The organism is Micromonospora sp. CNZ297 (genome assembly GCF_007827625.1).
In genome coordinates this window covers 150,057-166,175 of sequence record NZ_VISU01000005.1, presented here as the reverse complement: position 1 = coordinate 166,175, position 16,119 = coordinate 150,057, and the positions used below count along the sequence as shown (strand labels likewise).

Sequence of the window (16,119 nt, the reverse complement as noted above, 5' to 3'; positions counted from 1 at the left end):
GACGTTAACAGAGTCCGTTCCCTGAAGGAACCATCGTGAGTATCGTGGGGCCATGCAGCGAACGCAGTTCGGCGCGATGGCGTGCTCGATCGCCCGCACCCTCGACGTCATCGGTGAACCGTGGTCGCCGCTGATCCTGCGCGACGTCTACGCCGGCACACACCGCTTCGAGCAACTCCAGCGGGGCCTCGGCGTGTCCCGCAAGGTGCTCGCCGAGCGCCTGAACTGGCTGGTCACCCAGGGCGTGCTGACCCGGCGTGAGTACTCCACCCGGCCGGTCCGCCACGAATACCTGCTCACCGACAAGGGCATGGAGCTGTGCGATCTACTCCTGGTCATGGTGCGGTGGGGCGACCGGTGGACGGCGGGCGAAGCCGGCCCGCCGGTGCTCTACCGCCACCACGCCTGCGGCCGGACCAGCCAGGTGGAACTGCGGTGCTCGGCGTGCGGACAACCCATGCACGCCACGGACATCGACCTACTACCCGGCCCCGGCGCAGACTCGCGCGACGAAGATGGACTACCCGACCGAGACGAACGCCGGCAGCCCGGATGAGCGCCTGTCTCCGCGAGGCCACGCCGGAAGCCGGCCGAGCTTCGTCACCCGGTCGACCATCGACCGCCCTCAGCGGTCGTCGCATCGAAAACGGTGCCCCCACATAAACGCTCGTTAGGCCTAAGGTCAGCGGCTATGGTGAATACGAGTCGCAACCTGGGACTGGGGCACGGCAGCGCGTTCGGCGAGCGTGGGGTGGCGAAGAGGCTGGGCACATTGAGCCGGCACACATCGCTGACCGGCCGGCGATTACTGGAGATCGGCTGCGGGGACGGCACGTACACGATGCGGCTGGTCGGCGCGTTCGAGCAGATCGAGGCCGTGGACATCCAGCAGGATCGGCTGGAGCTGTTCCGGGAGCGGCTGGCCGGCGATCCGGCGGCGGCCCAGAAGATCAACGTGCGGGAGTTGTCGGCTACCGAGCTGGACTACCCGGACGAGAGCTTCGACCTGGTCACCGCCATCGAGGTGGTGGAGCACATCGACGACCTCGATGCCGCCCTGCGGCAGGTCCGTCGCGTGCTCGTGCCCGGCGGCTGCTTCGCGCTGACGACGCCCAACCGGTGGTTTCCGTTCGAGACGCACGGGTTCCTGATCCGCGGTAAGCGTTACCGGCCAGCGCGGGGTCCGTTCCTGCCGTGGATCGTGCCGCTGCACCGGCGGCTGGCCGATGCCCGTTGCTTCACCGCCCGTGGCTTGTCCGCGCAGCTCCGGCGGGCCGGGCTGGAGCCGGTAGCGGTGGACTACATCATGCCGCCGTTCGACCGGTCCCATTTCGGGCGTCGTATCCGGCCGGTGACCGACGCGGTCGAGCGATCGCCGTTGAGGTTCTTCGGCATGGCCCTGGCGGTGGTCGCCCGCCGACCGGCATGACGGTCCCACCGAAACCACAGGGGTACGGCCGGACGCCGCGCACCTGCCCCATCCGTGACGAAGGGCCTCGCGCGCGCTGGCGGCCGAGTACCGCACCGAGTTGCTCGTCCCCTGACAGGTACGGATCAGCCGTGCCGAGCGGCGACATCCAGCAGACCTTCGTAGAACTCGACGAGCTCGGTGTCGCTCGGGTCGATCGTCCGTAGGCAGCGAGCCACACCCTCGGTGAGCGCGGCGGCGATTCGCTCGGCTCGGTCCGGTTCCAGGCGCGGCAGCCTCAGCAGGCTCATCGACCGGGCGGGCCACAGATACATGTCCAGGTCGTCGTCCTGAAGCATCCCGGCGGGCACCGCCCTGACGATGTCCGCGTAGACGCGGCCCTGGATGTACCACTCCCGGTCGGCGTCGAAGATCACGATCATCATTGCCGTCTCCGCTCCCCCCGCGCGCCGGCTGTCCCACACAATTCGATCCAGCCTAGTTCTCATCCTGCGTGGACTCGGGTCGCGATCGCAGAGACGCGACGGGCGGACCCGGTGTTCGCGTCCACACCGGGCCCGCCCGTCGCGCGCCTTCCGTACGAGGAGGTCAGCTCGTCGCGACGAGCTGGAACCGCTGGTTGGCCTGGCCGTTGCAGTCGTAGATCTGCACCTGCTGGCCGTTGCCGGTGCCCCAGACGTCGAGGCAGCGGCCGGACTGGACTCCGGTGATGGTGCCGTTGGAGTTGACGTTCCACTGCTGGTTCGTCTGCCCGTTGCAGCTGTAGATCTGGACGGCGGAGCCGTTGCCGGAGCCAGCGGCGTCCAGGCACATCGAGCCGTACACGGTCAGCTGCCGGCTGGAGGTGTACGTCCACCGCTGGTTGGTCAGGCCGTGGCAGTCGTAGAGCTGCACCCGAGTGCCGTTGCTCTGCGAAGAGTTGGGTACGTCGATGCACCGGCCGGACTGGTTGCCGACGATCCGGCTCGCGCCGTTGGTCGGCGGCGGCGTGGTCGGCCCGGCGGTCGGGGTCGGTCCGGCGGTCGGCGACGCGGTCCCGGTCGGCGTGGGGTTGGGCGACGCGGAGTTGAGGACGTTGAGGACCGAGGTGTACGCGGCCTTCTTGTTGCCGCCGCCGTCGAACAGCAGCGGGTTCTCGTTGGAACGCCACGAGTCGCTGTCGCGCACGCCCCACACCGTGATGCCGATGCAGCGCGGCACGTTCAGACACGCCTGCGTCAGACCCGCGTACTGGCTGGTCGACGAGTTGGTGACGTCGACCTCGGTCAGCGCCACGTCGACGCCGAGCGCGGCGAAGCTCGACAGCGTGGTCTGGAAGTTGCCCGGCAGCGAGCTGCCGCCGGTGAAGTGGGTCTGCAACCCGACGCAGTCGATCGGCACACCGCGGGACTTGAAGTCCCGGATCATGTTGTAGACGCCCTGCGTCTTGCCGTACGACCAGTTCTCGATGTTGTAGTCGTTGTAGCAGAGCTTCACCGACGGATCCGCCGCCCGAGCCGTACGGAACGCCACCTCGATCCAGTCGTTGCCGGTGCCCTGAAGGTTCGACTGGCGGCGACTGCCGTCCTCGTTGAACGCCTCGTTCACCACGTCCCACGCGGCGAGCTTGCCCCGGTAGTGGGCCATCACGCCGTTGATGTGGTTGATCATGGCGGTGCGCAGCGAACTGCCGCTCAGGCGCTGCATCCAGGCCGGCTGCTGGGCGTGCCACGCCAGCGTGTGGCCGCGGACCTGGAGGCCACGCTGAGTCGCCCAGTTGTAGATCTGGTCGCCGGAGGAGAAGTTGAACTGGCCCTGGTTGGGCTGGAGCGCGTCCGGCTTCATCTCGTTCTCGGCCGTGATCATGTTGAACTCACGGGCCGCGATGGTGCTGTAGGTGGAGTCGCCCAGCCGGCTCGCCGCGATGGCGGTGCCGAAGTACCGGCCCGACTGTGCCGCGGCGGCGCCGAGCGTGCTCGCCGCCGCCTGGGCCAGGCTGGGCACCACGAGCGCGGCACCGGCCAGTGCCAGCGCGCTGGTGACGGCGGCCAGCACCACCCGGTGACTGCGCCTCGGTAGATGTTTCATGACACTCCTCTGCATATCGGACGATGATGCGCTGGCGATGCCCGGCTGGACGCGGATGAGAGCCGGCGGTGCGCTCACTCCCCGCGTCACTGCCCTGAAACTTTTCGAAGATGTACCGGTAACTTCCCTGGGAAGATATCCGCGACGGCACGATCGGTCAATGTCGATGTCAACGCGAACATGGACTCAACCGGCTGATCAGCGCGGGAGTCCATGCATGACCATGAGAGCGAAGCGCAACGAGAACCGGGACGCGGACCGAAAGTTTCGGAGAATCCCGGCCCGGCCGCTCAGCGATCGGCGGCGTCGTACCGCTCGCGGTTGGCGTGCACCTCGTCCATGTGCGCCTCGGCCCACAGCTTCATGCCGTACATCAGCCGGTGCAGCGACTGACCGAGGTCGGTCAGCTCGTAGGTGACTGTGACCGGCACGCTCGGCGTCACGGTGCGGGTGACCAGGCCGTCGCGTTCCAGGGACCGCAACGTCTGGGTGAGCATCTTCTGGCTGACCCCGGCCAGCCGCCGGGACAGCTCGGAGTAGCGCATGACCTGCGGCTCCGCGTTGCGGTCCGGGCCGTCGCGGCCGAGCGCGGCCAGGATCAGCGCCACCCACTTGTCGGAGATCCGGTCCAGGAGTTGCCGGCTCGGGCAGCCGGCGAGGAACGCGTCGTACTCCTCACGCGCCTGCGCCCGCTTCTCCGCCGCCGTCTGCGTCGGCATCGTCCGCACCTCCTCCTACCCGGGGGTACCCAACGCACTCCGAAGTGCGTACTTCCCGAAAGAAAGTTACCCCTCCATCGTGGAGCAGGGCATTCCTCAAGAACAAGGAGACACCATCATGGGTACGCGTACCTTCCGCGCCGCCGTCGTCCGCACTCCGGGCGGACCGGACACGATCGAGATCATCGACGTTCCGGAGCGCGAGCCGGGGCCCGGCGAGGTCCGGGTGGACGTCGCGGCGGCACCGGTCAACCCGGCCGACCTCGGGGTCGTCGGCGGCTTCTTCCACTCGCTGGGGCTCATCCACCAGCCGCACCACACCGGCCTGGGCTGGGACTTCGCCGGTGTCGTCGCCGCGGCCGGGCCGGGCGTCGACCTCGCCGTGGGCACCCGGGTCGCCGGGCTGGTCGGCGGGTTCGACCGCGACTTCGGCACGTACGCCGAGCAGCTCGTCGTAGCCGCGGCCGACGTCGCCGTCGTACCCGATGATCTGGATCTGGTGGCGGCGGCGACGGTGCCGCTCAACGGCCAGACCGCGGCGCAGATCGTCGACCTGCTCGGCGACCCTCCCGCCGACGGTCGGCTGCTCGTCACCGGCGCGGCCGGCGCGGTGGGCGGCTACGTCGTGCCGCTCGCCCGGGACCGGGGATGGCGGGTGACCGGCCTGGCGCGGGCCGGGGACGAGAAGTTCGTCCGCGGACTCGGGGCCGACTTCATCACGGCGGCCGAGCCGGGCTGGGACGCTGTCGCCGACGCCGCCGGATGGCAGGACCAGGCGCTCGCGCTGGTAGGCGACGGCGGCGTGTTCGTCGGCGTACGGCCGAACACCCACCCGCCCGCCGAACGCGGTGTCACGGTGCGCGCGGTCGAGGTGCACGCCGACGGGGCACGCCTGCCCGACCTGCTCGCCCGCACCGCAGCCGGTGAGCTGCCGGCCCGGGTGCACGCGGTCCTGCCGCTGGACCGGGTGGCGGACGCGCACCGGGCGGTGGCCGAGGGCGGGGTACGCGGACGCTACGTGCTGCGCCCCTGACCGCCGCGCGCCCGGTCCAGCACCTCCTCGACGGTGAGCGGGCTGCGCGGATGGTGGGTGAGCGACAGCGGGGTGCGGATCTTGCGGGGTGCGGCGCCCTCGGCGGCGAGGTAGAACTCGCCCACGGTGAGGCGGGAGATGTCCGGCACGTCGCCGCCCTTGGCCCGGGCCATCTCCCGGGCCGCCTCGATCTGGATCGGGCTGTTCATCAGGCCGTAGAGCTGGGTCGCCGCATTGCCCGGGATGCGGTTGTGCAGGCCCTTCGGCGCCTGGGTGGCGAAGATCAGACCGAGGCCGTACTTGCGGGCCTGAGCGGCGAGCGCCAGTGTGCTCTGGGTACACGCGGTCATCGCGCCGGACGGGGCGAACGTCTGCGCCTCGTCCATGATGAGCAGCCCGAGCAGCGGCCGGTCTCCGGCCGGGTTCTTCTTGATCCAGGCGAACAGGGCCATCTGGAGCTGGTTGACGAAACTCTGCCGTACGTCGTCGGACGGCAGACCCACCAGGCTGACCACCGAGACGCGGGCCCGTTTGCCGGGGGCGGGGGTGAGGAGCACGCCGGGGTCCATCGGTGTGCCCTCGCCGCCGAACAGCGGGTCGTTCACCATGGCTGCGGTCAGGGTCTGCGCCAGGCTGAGGCCGATCTTGTCGGCGTCGTCCAGGTCGATGATTCCGTCCGGCAGGTCGGCGAGCGTGTCGATGAGGCCCTGCAGGCGGGAGCCGCCGCGCCGTCCGTAGTGCTCGACCGCCTTGCGCAGCACGGCCAGCCCCAGATGAGCCCGGGTGGCCCGGCCGGTGAGCATGGCGCGTGGCGCGAGGGACGCGACGGCGGCCTCGACGGCCTCGCCGAACTCGTCCGGGTCGTCGCGTACGCCGGTGAAGTCGGGCAGCGGCTGGAAGCTCAGCGGGCGACCCGAGTTGCGGCGGGGCGTCCAGACGACGACGTCGGTGTGGGTGAGGTAGTCGCGGGCCCGGTCCGCGTCGCCGGGGCGCCACTGTGCGGGCGGCTCGGGCCATCCCTCGCCGAGCCGTGCGAGGTCGTTGTTCGGGTCGAGCACGATGGCGGAGATGCCCGCCAGCGCGCACTCCTCGACGATGCGGCGGATGAGGACGGTCTTACCGGAGCCGGACCCGGCGAAGATCGTGGTGTGCTTGCGCAACGCCTCCAACCCCAGCCGCACGGGCGTCCCGTCGTCGTACCCGTGCCCGACGACGAAGGAGGGATCGGCCGGGCCGGTGACGGCAGCGGCTGGCGGGGGCTCGGCGGGTTCCGGCAACGGCCGGGCGTCGGGGCCCCACCGGTCCACGTCGGCCAGGGCGTGCTGGAGGAACTTCAGCTCCCGGGTCGGCCGGCGCTCGGCCAGCCAGCCCTGCAGGTCCATGGTGGCCTCGGCGAGCATGACCCGCAGCGCGGAGAGGACTCGCAGGTCCTCCTCGTCGACGCCGAGCGTCTGGCCGCCCGCCGCGGTGAACGCCCCCACCGCCTTGCTGGTGGCCGCGCTGGTCGACCAGGCGCGGTTGCGCAGCAGGAACAGCTTGCGCCTGCCGGAGCCTGTGTCGAAGGCGGCGGCCACTGACGCCTTGCGGAGCCGGGCCAGCGCGGCGTTGCCGTGGTGGTCGTCGCCGATCGCCCGGAAACACCAGTGCACCTGGTCCTCGGTGCGCTCGTCGAGCGTGAGCCGCAGCCGGGCGTGCAGCGGCGGGTCGGTGCTCGGGGGCGGGTCGACGCTGAACGCCTCGCCCGCGTCGCCCCGCTCCAGGATCCAGGCGGTGAGCCCGGCGGCGAGCAGCGGCGGCATCGCCGCGTCCTCGGATGTGCGGCGCAGCGGGCCGGTGACGTCGGCGGCCTCCCGCAGCTCGGCGAACCGGGCGTCGTAGCGGTCCATCTCCTCGCCGGTGGCGGTCACCGGGGCGGGCCGGGGAGCCCGGGGTTCCGCGATGGGCGGCTCGCCGAGGCTCGTCATCTCCCGGACCTCGTCGTCGGCGAGGCATTCGCGGATGTGCTTGTCGATCTCGATGAGCAGCTGACGCGGGGTGAACGCACCGGCCCCGGCGAAGGCGCGCGGGGACACCGGCCACGACGGGTACGGCGGGACGAACCCCGCCTCCTGGTAGCGGAGGGTGAACCGCTTCTCGATGATCGCCCGGGCCACGTCGGCGTCGTCGATGCGGCGCAGCGGCGGCGTCTCCCGGAACCGGTCTGCGACGGTGTCGGCGGCGGTGGACTTGATGATGGTCCACGAGTTCGGAATGCAGGCCAGGACGGTGAGCGTGCGCCGGGTCGTCTGCCGTAACGCCATCAGGCCGTCCGCCATCCGGGCCAGCATCAGCGCCTGCTCCGGGCTCATCGCAGCGGCACCGGCCAGGGCGGGATCGCTCTGGATCGCCAATTGGGCGATGAGCGTGTCGATCTGGTCGATCGCCACCACCGACGGGCCGGTGAGGGCGAGAAGCCAGGACAGGTCCTGCACGATCTGCTGGGCAGGGCGCGGAACGCGGCGCATGCCCCAGGCCGCGCGTTCCCCGGCGGCCACCTCCTCGCCCGAGAGGAAGTAGTTCTCCGCGATGTCGCGGTGGGAGATGTCCTCGGAGGCGCTGAGCGCTAGCGCGCGTGCCGTCTCCTGGCAGGTGCGGGCGGCATGCCTGTCGAAGGCGCCCAGCCCTTCCAGGAATGCATCGAGCGCCGCTCGGGTCAGCTCGGTGTCGCCCATGACGGCCCGGCGCGCCGTCCGGGGTGCCCCGACCAGGGCGGACAGGCGCCGCAGCAGCAGTTTGAGCTGCGTCTCGCGCCTGCCGGGCACCGGCCGGGACAAGCCGTCGAGCATCGCGGCGAGCACGCCGTCCCAGAAGCTACCGGCGTCGAGCAGACCGACCAGGAAGAAGTAGCCGTCACGCTCCTGCACCTGCTGGCGGATCACACCCAGCAGGTGGGTCTTGCCGGAGCCGCGCTGACCCTGGACGACCAGGCCGAGCGGGCTGCCGTGCGGGTTCGACGCGGCCTCGTCCACCCCGGCGAGCACGTCCCGGAGGACCGGGACGTGCAGTCCCTCGACGTGGAAGGGCAACGGCCGCCACACGTCGTCGGGCACCGGCGCCCAGTCGAACCGCAGGGCGGCCAACGCGTTCCGTTCCGCCTCGTTCATCACACGCCGATCGCCAGCAGATGGTTCTCCTGCCCGCCGAGGCGGAGCGCGGCAGCGGTGTCCGCCTCGGTGAGCGTCTTCTGGTTCGACTCCGGCGCGATGGTGACGCCCTCGGACCGGCTGAGCTGCCGCAGCGCCGCGTCCAGGTCGTCGCGGGGCAGATCGGCGAAGAACGGTCGCAGGCGCCGCAGGCTCACCCAGGCGCCGGGCTCTTCGGCGAGCGCCCGGTACGCGGCGACGACACGTGCCTCCAGCGCCCCGGACACTTCGGGAGCCGGTGCCGGGGCCGGGCCGCGCACGTCGGTGAGCGCGAAGAGTTCGGCGAGCGTCGCACAGCCGCTGCGGGCCAGGACACGATCGCGCAGGTGCGCCTGCATCGCGGTGAGCGCGGCGCCGAGCGCGCTCGCTCCCCGCAGCGTGAAGTCGAGGTCGCTCTGCATCCGTACCCAGCCCTTGTCGTCCAGTTGCAGGGCGTACGTCGAGCCGCTCTTGCGGCTGGCGACGTAGTGCAGGCGGGTGAGCTTGTCGCGCTGCGGCTTGCGTACGTCCAGCCCGTAACGGTCGCGGAGTTCGGTGTTCAGCACCTCCCGCGCCTCGGCCATGAGCACGACGAGGATCGCGCTCTCGGATGCGGTCAGGTCATCGCCGGCCATGATGCCGTCCTTCCGCCAGGTCTCGGCGACGTGCCCGCAGATAAGTGCCGATCTGCTGGACCACGGTGCCGACGTCGTGGATTACTCGGGCGTTCGTGAAGCGCAGGACGGCGTAGCCGTCCAGTTGCAGTTGGACGTCGCGTTGCCGGTCGGCCTCGAAGCGAACCGGGCGGCAGTGCTCCGGACCGTCGATCTCCACCACGCACCGCTCGTCCGGCCACAGTAGATCCAGCCGCACCGGCGCGGCCAGGCGGTGCGACTGGTAGCTCTGGTTCCATCTCCGTCCGGCCGCCCAGCTCTGGGCCGCGAGCGCCGCCTCCAGCCTCTTCTCGGCGTCGCTGCCCGGGTGCGGCCGGCCCGCCACCGGCGCCTGGCCGACGGGCGCTGCCGGCGGTGCGACGCGAAAAGCCGGAAGTCCGTCCAGCCCGACCGCACCGGCTCCGGCCAGCCAGACCGCCGGGCCACCGTGCTGCACGAGCCACGCGGCCCCGGCCGCCATCACCGCGCCGTCACCGTGGGCCGGCTCGGCGAGCAGCACCACTTTCCGTCTGCCGAATGCGCCGGCGACGAGACGCGCCAACGCGGCGGCCTGGCCGCGCAGCGGGAGCGTCGTGGCGCCGGACCGTCGCCCGGTCACCGCGAAGACGGCCAGGTCGGACAGGAACGAACCGGGGTAGCGGTCACGGCGCGAGCGTGCGGCGGCCGCGGCTCGCACGGCGGCGAGTCCGGAGGTGTCCGGGCGGACATCGTGCGCGGCCTCGGGCAGCCAGGCCGGCAGCAGCTCGACGGCGACCCGTTCGAGCCGGTCCAGCACGGCGTGCACGAAGTCCACGGGCATGGTGCACGCCGAGACCGGGCGGTGCACGACGGCGGCCAGCTCCGCGTGGTCGCGGGCGACCATCATGGCGACCGCGTCGGCGTCCGCGCCTAGCAGAGCGACGACGCGGTCGGTAGGCAGACCGGCGAGGACCGGGTCCATGCAGCGTCGACCCTCCCCCACCGTCGACCCCGGACGTCGGATGACCAGAGTACGAATCGTCTTCGGCCGGCGCCAGCCCTGATACGCCGGACGGCGACGAATCGGCGACGCTCAGGTGATGTCGCGGCGCATCGGGACGACAACGGCGATCGCGGCGGCGGCGATCGCGTACCCGGTCAGCAGCAGCGCGCCGGCCGCCGGTGGCAGGAGTGCGACGGCGTCGCTGCCGAGCTGCGCGGACATCGCGTCGGCGACGTACGTGAAGTCGGTGAGTGCGGCGGTGGCGCCGCCGGGCAGGAGCGGGTAGAGCGCGTTGACGCCGGGGATCATCATCAGGACGGGCTCGGCCAGGTACAGGTAGCCGACGACCACGCACACGGCCGCGATCTGGTTGCGGAGCAGGGCGCCCACGCCGGTGCCGACGAGCAGGTAGACCGCCATCGCGACGCCGATGCGGGCGAGCAGCGCCAGCACCGTGGGAGCGGGCAGGCCCAGCGACACGCCACGCACGGCGGCGACCGCGAACAGGGCCGCCCCGGCGGAGCCGGCCAGCGCGATCCCGTAGCCGAGGCCGACGATCGCGTGGGTGGCGAGTTTGGCGGCGAGCACCCGCCCTCGGCGCGGCGCGAACAGGAACGTGACGGCGGCGGTGCCGTGCCGGTATTCCGACGTGGCCGCGAGGGCGCCGGCGGCGGCCGGCACGAAGGCGGTGAAGCCGAGGATGCCGAGGATCGACCGCAGGCCCTCCTCGGTGTGCAGTCCGGGCATCGGCGGGTCGAAGTTCTCCGGTCCGACGAGCGCCATCAGCCCGACCAGGCCGCCGCCGAGCGCGACGGCGGTGAGCAGCAGCCCGCCCCACATCCGGGTCGCCAGCACCCGGCGTAGTTCCGCTCTGAGCAGGTTCATCGGGCCTCCGCCGGGTCGGTGGTCAGGTCGAGGAAGAGCTGTTCGAGGCTTGTGGTCTCGGTGACCAGCTCGTGGATCCGCAGACGGTGGTCCGCGGCCAGGTCGGCGACGCGTGGCGCGTCCAGTCCGCGTACCCGCAGGCGGCCGGGCCCGGCGGCCTCGACGGACCCGGCGGCGGCCGTCAGCGCGGTGGCCAGGGCGTCCGCGTCCGGCGAGGTGACGAGCACCGTCGGCGGGCCGGTGAGCCGGGACCACGGCCCGGCGGCGACGAGTTCGCCGCGCCGGATCACCACCACGTCGTCCACCACCTGCTGGACCTCGTGCAGGACGTGGCTGGAGACCAGCACTGTGCGGCCCTCGTCGGCGAGCCGGCGCAGCAGGCCGCGCAGCCACGACATGCCTTCCGGGTCCAGGCCGTTCGACGGTTCGTCGAGCAGCAGGACGCGAGGATCGCCGAGCAGCGCCGTAGCGAGGCTGAGCCGTTGGCGCATGCCGGTGGAGAACCCCCGGGTACGACGGTCGGCGGCGTGCGCGAGGCCGAGCAGGTCCAGCAGCTCCGCGACGCGGCTGTCCGGGCAGCCGGCCATCGCGGCGTAGAGGCGCAGGTGGTCACGGGCGGTGTGGCCGGGGTGGAACGCGTTGCCGTCGAACACGGCGCCGACGGTCCGCGACGGCTGGGTCAGCCGGCCGTAGGGCTGTCCGCCGATCGTGGCGGCGCCGCTGGTCGGCGTCACCAGTCCGGTCAGCATGCGCAGCGTGGTGGTCTTGCCGGCGCCGTTCGGGCCGAGGAAGCCGGTGACCGCGCCGGGCCGCACGGTGAAGGTCAGATCGTGTACGGCGGTGACGTCGCCGTAGCGTTTGGTCAGGCCCGACGCCTCGATCGACAGGTGGTCGCCGGTCATGGCCGGCTCCTCGTCGCACGCCCGATCGTTTCGGCGAGGCGCGACGCGGCCGGGTCGGAGACGACGACCTCGTCGAACTCCCCGCCGGCCGCCGCGCGGTCCAGCACCAGGTGCAGACCGGGCTTGCCGCGCCGGGCCGCCACGAGCTGCCGGGGACCGCCGAAGATGCCCCAGACGCCGACCTTGGCGAAGCCGGACACCGCGTACCCGCGCCGGGCGCCACGCGCCAGCCGGATCGGCTCGTCCACCGGTGCGGCGTGCCGCACGGCGGCCAGGCGTAGCGCGAACCGCTCCCGGCCGACCCACATTCGTTCCCATCCGGTGAACCGGATGTCGATCACGTCGCGGTCAAGCGTTACCGATGCCATCAGTCGTCGCCCTTCGTCGTGTCGGAGTCGTGCGCTGACGTGTGCGTGTCGCCGGGGGTCGCCGGGCGGTCGGCGGGCATGAGGACGGTCGCCAGCAGCCGGGGGGTCCGTCCGCCGCCGGGCCCTCTGGCGAGCAACGGGCCGACCAGCGCGTTGAGCCCGGCCGCGAACTCGTGCAGTTCCGCGTCGGTCAGGTGCAGGACGAGCTGCTGGTATCCGACGCCGTCGGCGACGAAGTCGACGGACTCCCGGGCGAGGTAACGGGAGAACTCCGACAGCAGACTCGACACGAACGCGGTGAAGTAGCGCGCGTGGTCCTCCGGCGTCGCCGTCGCCAGTGCTGCGGGGTCCAGCGCCGCGCCGTGCGCGGGCAGTGCGTACACCCGCTCGACGGCCCCGCGGACCTTGCGCTCCTGCACCACGTCGAGCATCCCGGTCTTCACGAGCGTCGCCAGGTGCCGGTAGAGGGTGGCCTGCGGGACGTCGGGCAGCAGCTCGACCAGGTCGTGCGTGGTCACCCGGGCACCGGCGACCGCGCGCAGGATGCGGATCCGCACCGGGTGCAGCGCGATCTCCGCCCACCGCTCCATCGACATCGTCACGCCGCAGACGTTATCACTATCGAGAACGATAATGGTAGGCGGTGAATGAGGACGGTGCCCGAGGGCAGCCGTCAGGCGGGCGGGCGGTTGTGGTGGGCGAGCACCCGTGACAGCAGCCGGGTCAGGTCCGCGCGCTCGTCCGGTGACAGCGGCGCGAGCAGCTCGTCCTGCACGGCGGCGAGTCGCTTCTCCAGCCGCCGCAACTGCCGCCGCCCGGCTGCGGTGATGGTGACGACGTTGCGCCGCCGGTCGGCCGGGTCCGGGCTGCGGGTGACGAACTCCCGCTCGGCGAGTTCGTTGAGTGCGGCCACCACGTCACTGACGTGGATGCCGCTGCGCCGGCCGAGCGCCGCCTGACTGGCCGGCCCGAACTCGTCGAGCGTGGCGAGCAGCCGGAAGTGGTAGCCGCGCGCGTCGACAGCCGCGAGCCCGTCGCTCACCAGCCGCCCGGCGCGTACGGCGGTCCGGGTGATGAGCCAGCTCGGCAGGCCGGCCAGGCAGGTCGGTACGAGATCCGGCTCCGGGTTGTCCACGAACCCAGCCTAACCGAAACCGTTGGCGTCCCCAACGATCTGCGATACCGTTGGTCGCACCAACGTTAGTGTGACCAACGATCGGAGAGCGACAGTGATCGAGCCGTTCCGTATCCACGTCCCCCAGGCCGACCTCGACGACCTGGCCGACCGCCTGGCCCGCACCCGCTGGCCCGACGAACTACCGGACGCCGGGTGGGACTACGGCATCCCGCTGACCCGGGTACGCGAGCTGGCCGAGCACTGGCGCACCGCGTACGACTGGCGGGAGGCCGAGGCCGAGCTGAACCGGTATCCGCAGTTCACCACCACAATCGACGGGCAGAACATCCACTTCCTGCACGTACGCTCCGCCGACCCGGACGCGCTGCCGCTGATCCTCACCCACGGCTGGCCCGGCTCGGTCGTGGAGTTCCTCGACGTGATCGGCCCGCTGTCCGAACAGTTCCACCTGGTCGTACCGTCGATCCCCGGGTTCGGCTTCTCCGGGCCGACCCGGAAGCGCGGCTGGGACGTCGACCGCGTCGCCCGCGCCTGGGCCGAGCTGATGCGCCGGCTCGGCTACCGGCGGTACGGCGCACAGGGCGGCGACTGGGGCTCGGTCATCTCCACCCGGCTCGGCGGCATCGACCCGGAGCACGTCGTCGGCGTACACCTCAACTACCTGCCCACGCCCCCGCCACCCGGCTGGACCGGGGAAGCCGGACTGTCAGGCGAGGACCGGGACCGGCTCGCCCGCATCATGCGGCTCAAGACGCAACGGCACCCTCATCAGGTGCTCTACGCCAGCCGGCCGCAGACCGTGTCGTACGCGCTCAACGACTCACCAGTCGGGCAGCTCGCGTGGATCGCGGAGAAGTTCACCGAGTGGACCGACCCGGAATCGGCCGTCAGCGTGGATCGCATCCTCACCGACGTCTCGGTCTACTGGTTCACCGGCACTGCCGCCTCGTCCGCGCGGCTGGTGCGGGAGAGCGCGTTCGGTGGCCCGCCCGCGCCCTGCCCGCCCCCGCTCGGGGTCGCCGTGTTCGCGCACGACATCACCCGGTCCGTGCGGCCGATCGCCGAGCTGACGTACACGATCCGGCAGTGGAGCGAGTTCGACCGGGGTGGTCACTTCGCCGCGCTGGAGGTGCCGGAGCTGTTCGTCGACGACGTCCGGTCCTTCTTCTGGAACCTGCGGTGACGGTGGCGCTCAGCCCATGGCCGCCGCGAACATCCCGGGCTCGTACGAGCCGCCGCGCTGGTGCACGAGCACCGCGAACCGGTTCGCCGCGTTGATCAGCCCGAGCAGGCAGACCAGCGCGGCGATCTGGTCGTCGTCGTAGTGCTTGCGCACCTGCTCCCACGTCTCGTCGGACACGCCCTGGTGGGCGTCGGCGAGCCGGGTGCCCTCCTCGGCGAACGCCAGCGCCGCGCACTCGGCCTCGGTGAACACAGTCGACTCGCGCCAGGCGGCGACCAGGTTCAGCCGGACCGCGCTCTCGCCCCCGGCCACCGCCTCCTTGGTGTGCATGTCGATGCACCAGCCGCAGCCGTTGATCTGGCTGGCCCGCAGCGACACCAGCTCCTGGACGGTGCGGGGCAGCGACGACTGGTGGATCATCAGGCCCGCACCGGCGAAGCGCTTCATGAACGTCGCCGAGACCGGGTTCTCGAACAGGTTGAATCGGGTCTGCATGGTTGCGCCCTCTCTGCTGGGGTGGACGTCGGACGAACACGAGATGCCGGGGACCGCCCCGGCGTGACGGCGGCACCGGGTGAGGACCACCACAGCGACCGGCTGTCACACGGCGACAGCGGCCGGCGTCTGGTGGGGAACGCAACCGAGCAGCGAAGGAGCCAGTCATGGCGGACCGCGCCACCGAGGACTTCCTCGCGCACCGGAACCTGCTCTTCACCGTCGCGTACGAGATGCTCGGCTCGGCGGCCGACGCGGAGGACGTGGTGCAGGAGACCTGGCTGCGCTGGGCCGGCGTCGACCTGGAGGCGGTCCGGGACCGGCGCGCCTACCTGGTCCGGATCGCCACCCGGCAGGCGCTGTCCCGGCTGCGCACGCTGGGGCGGCGCAAGGAGTCGTACGTCGGCTCGTGGCTGCCCGAACCGCTGCTCACCGCGCCCGACGTCGCAGACGACGTGACGCTTGCGGAGAGCGTGTCGATGGCGATGCTGCTGGTGCTGGAGACGCTCACGCCGACCGAGCGGGCCGTGTTCGTGCTGCGGGAGGTGTTCGACGTCGGCTACGACGAGATCGCCGAGACGGTCGAGCGGACCCCGGTCGCCGTGCGGCAGATCGCGCACCGGGCGCGGGCCCACGTCGCGGCGCGCCGCCCCCGGCGTACCGTCCCGGCGGCCGAGGCCCGCGACGCGCTCGACGCGTTCCGGCGGGCGGTCGAGACCGGCGACCTGGACGGGCTGCTCCGCGTCCTGGCCGCGGACGCCGTGCTGGTCGGCGACGGCGGCGGGATCAAGCAGGCGATCGCCCGCCCGGTCACCGGCGGCGACAAGGTGGCCCGCCTGCTCGCGGGCGGCTGGCGCCGGATCGCCGCCGTGGCGTCGATGGAACCGGTGCAGGTCAACGGCTACCCGGCGCTGCTGGTACGCCTCGACGGCGAGCTGGACACGGTGGTCGCGGTACGCCTCGACGACGGCCGGATCAGCGGCCTCTACGCGGTGCGCAACCCGGAGAAGCTGTCCCACATGACCCGCGAGACGACGCTGCGCCGGTGACCGGCGGAAAGGCACGGCGGGAGGGCACAGCGGGCGGACCGTGCGACGATCGCCG

General features: G+C 71.8%; 17 protein-coding genes. 5 read left to right on the top strand and 12 right to left on the bottom strand.

Annotated features, from left to right (window positions below):
- Positions 1 to 52: 52 nt before the first annotated feature.
- A complete protein-coding gene (locus FB454_RS11815) occupies positions 53 to 556 on the top strand; it encodes a winged helix-turn-helix transcriptional regulator (protein WP_013473486.1) in 504 nt (167 codons plus the stop codon).
- 135 nt (positions 557 to 691) lie between these two features.
- Positions 692 to 1,429: a class I SAM-dependent methyltransferase gene (locus FB454_RS11810; protein ID WP_145822938.1), complete on the top strand. Its 738-nt coding sequence runs from the start codon at positions 692 to 694 to the stop codon at positions 1,427 to 1,429.
- A 125-nt stretch (positions 1,430 to 1,554) separates the two neighbouring features.
- On the opposite strand, the gene FB454_RS11805 is transcribed toward FB454_RS11810, so the two are convergent.
- The 3 genes from FB454_RS11805 to FB454_RS11795 form a co-directional block, all read right to left on the bottom strand.
- Positions 1,555 to 1,851 carry a hypothetical protein gene (locus FB454_RS11805; protein ID WP_221489540.1) on the bottom strand — a complete coding sequence of 99 codons (297 nt, stop codon included), beginning with the start codon at positions 1,849 to 1,851 and terminating at the stop codon, positions 1,555 to 1,557.
- Positions 1,852 to 2,017: 166 nt separating this feature from the next.
- On the bottom strand, positions 2,018 to 3,496 hold the full coding sequence (locus FB454_RS11800) for an endo-1,4-beta-xylanase (protein ID WP_145754976.1): 1,479 nt from the start codon (positions 3,494 to 3,496) through the stop codon (positions 2,018 to 2,020).
- Between the two features lie 290 nt (positions 3,497 to 3,786).
- Positions 3,787 to 4,215, bottom strand: a complete 429-nt coding sequence (locus tag FB454_RS11795; RefSeq protein ID WP_013283488.1) for a winged helix-turn-helix transcriptional regulator — start codon at positions 4,213 to 4,215, stop codon at positions 3,787 to 3,789.
- A gap of 118 nt (positions 4,216 to 4,333) precedes the next feature.
- On the opposite strand from FB454_RS11795, the gene FB454_RS11790 reads away from it, so the two are divergent.
- Complete coding sequence (locus tag FB454_RS11790; protein ID WP_030273476.1) at positions 4,334 to 5,248, top strand: NADP-dependent oxidoreductase; 915 nt, start codon at positions 4,334 to 4,336, stop codon at positions 5,246 to 5,248.
- Here the strand turns inward: FB454_RS11790 and FB454_RS11785 are convergent.
- The 8 genes from FB454_RS11785 to FB454_RS11750 form a co-directional block, all read right to left on the bottom strand.
- Positions 5,230 to 8,391, bottom strand: a complete 3,162-nt coding sequence (locus FB454_RS11785) for a helicase HerA domain-containing protein (RefSeq protein WP_145822937.1) — start codon at positions 8,389 to 8,391, stop codon at positions 5,230 to 5,232. The genes FB454_RS11790 and FB454_RS11785 overlap by 19 nt on opposite strands.
- The gene (locus tag FB454_RS11780; protein ID WP_030273471.1) at positions 8,391 to 9,044 is read right to left on the bottom strand and encodes a hypothetical protein; all 654 of its coding nucleotides are present in this window, start codon (positions 9,042 to 9,044) and stop codon (positions 8,391 to 8,393) included. The genes FB454_RS11785 and FB454_RS11780 overlap by 1 nt, the downstream gene beginning before the upstream one ends.
- Positions 9,031 to 10,023, bottom strand: coding sequence for a DUF559 domain-containing protein (locus FB454_RS11775; RefSeq protein WP_145822936.1), 993 nt, complete (start codon positions 10,021 to 10,023; stop codon positions 9,031 to 9,033). The genes FB454_RS11780 and FB454_RS11775 overlap by 14 nt, the downstream gene beginning before the upstream one ends.
- A 111-nt stretch (positions 10,024 to 10,134) precedes the next feature.
- Positions 10,135 to 10,929 (bottom strand): ABC transporter permease, encoded by a 795-nt coding sequence (locus tag FB454_RS11770; RefSeq protein WP_145822935.1) that lies wholly within the window; start codon positions 10,927 to 10,929, stop codon positions 10,135 to 10,137.
- Positions 10,926 to 11,831 (bottom strand): ATP-binding cassette domain-containing protein, encoded by a 906-nt coding sequence (locus tag FB454_RS11765; RefSeq protein ID WP_145822934.1) that lies wholly within the window; start codon positions 11,829 to 11,831, stop codon positions 10,926 to 10,928. Before FB454_RS11765 ends, FB454_RS11770 begins: the two co-directional genes overlap by 4 nt.
- Positions 11,828 to 12,199, bottom strand: coding sequence for a hypothetical protein (locus FB454_RS11760; RefSeq protein WP_145822933.1), 372 nt, complete (start codon positions 12,197 to 12,199; stop codon positions 11,828 to 11,830). Before FB454_RS11760 ends, FB454_RS11765 begins: the two co-directional genes overlap by 4 nt.
- A complete protein-coding gene (locus tag FB454_RS11755; protein WP_047892886.1) occupies positions 12,199 to 12,795 on the bottom strand; it encodes a helix-turn-helix domain-containing protein in 597 nt (198 codons plus the stop codon). The genes FB454_RS11760 and FB454_RS11755 overlap by 1 nt, the downstream gene beginning before the upstream one ends.
- 77 nt (positions 12,796 to 12,872) lie before the next feature.
- The gene (locus FB454_RS11750; RefSeq protein ID WP_145822932.1) at positions 12,873 to 13,334 is read right to left on the bottom strand and encodes a MarR family transcriptional regulator; all 462 of its coding nucleotides are present in this window, start codon (positions 13,332 to 13,334) and stop codon (positions 12,873 to 12,875) included.
- 94 nt (positions 13,335 to 13,428) lie between these two features.
- Here FB454_RS11750 and FB454_RS11745 point away from each other — a divergent pair, with 94 nt between their 5' ends.
- The gene (locus FB454_RS11745) at positions 13,429 to 14,520 is read left to right on the top strand and encodes an epoxide hydrolase family protein (protein WP_145822931.1); all 1,092 of its coding nucleotides are present in this window, start codon (positions 13,429 to 13,431) and stop codon (positions 14,518 to 14,520) included.
- Positions 14,521 to 14,529: 9 nt separating this feature from the next.
- On the opposite strand, the gene FB454_RS11740 is transcribed toward FB454_RS11745, so the two are convergent.
- Positions 14,530 to 15,015, bottom strand: coding sequence for a carboxymuconolactone decarboxylase family protein (locus FB454_RS11740; protein WP_013283476.1), 486 nt, complete (start codon positions 15,013 to 15,015; stop codon positions 14,530 to 14,532).
- 167 nt (positions 15,016 to 15,182) lie between these two features.
- On the opposite strand from FB454_RS11740, the gene FB454_RS11735 reads away from it, so the two are divergent.
- Complete coding sequence (locus tag FB454_RS11735; protein ID WP_013283475.1) at positions 15,183 to 16,064, top strand: RNA polymerase sigma-70 factor; 882 nt, start codon at positions 15,183 to 15,185, stop codon at positions 16,062 to 16,064.
- Positions 16,065 to 16,119: the final 55 nt, after the last annotated feature.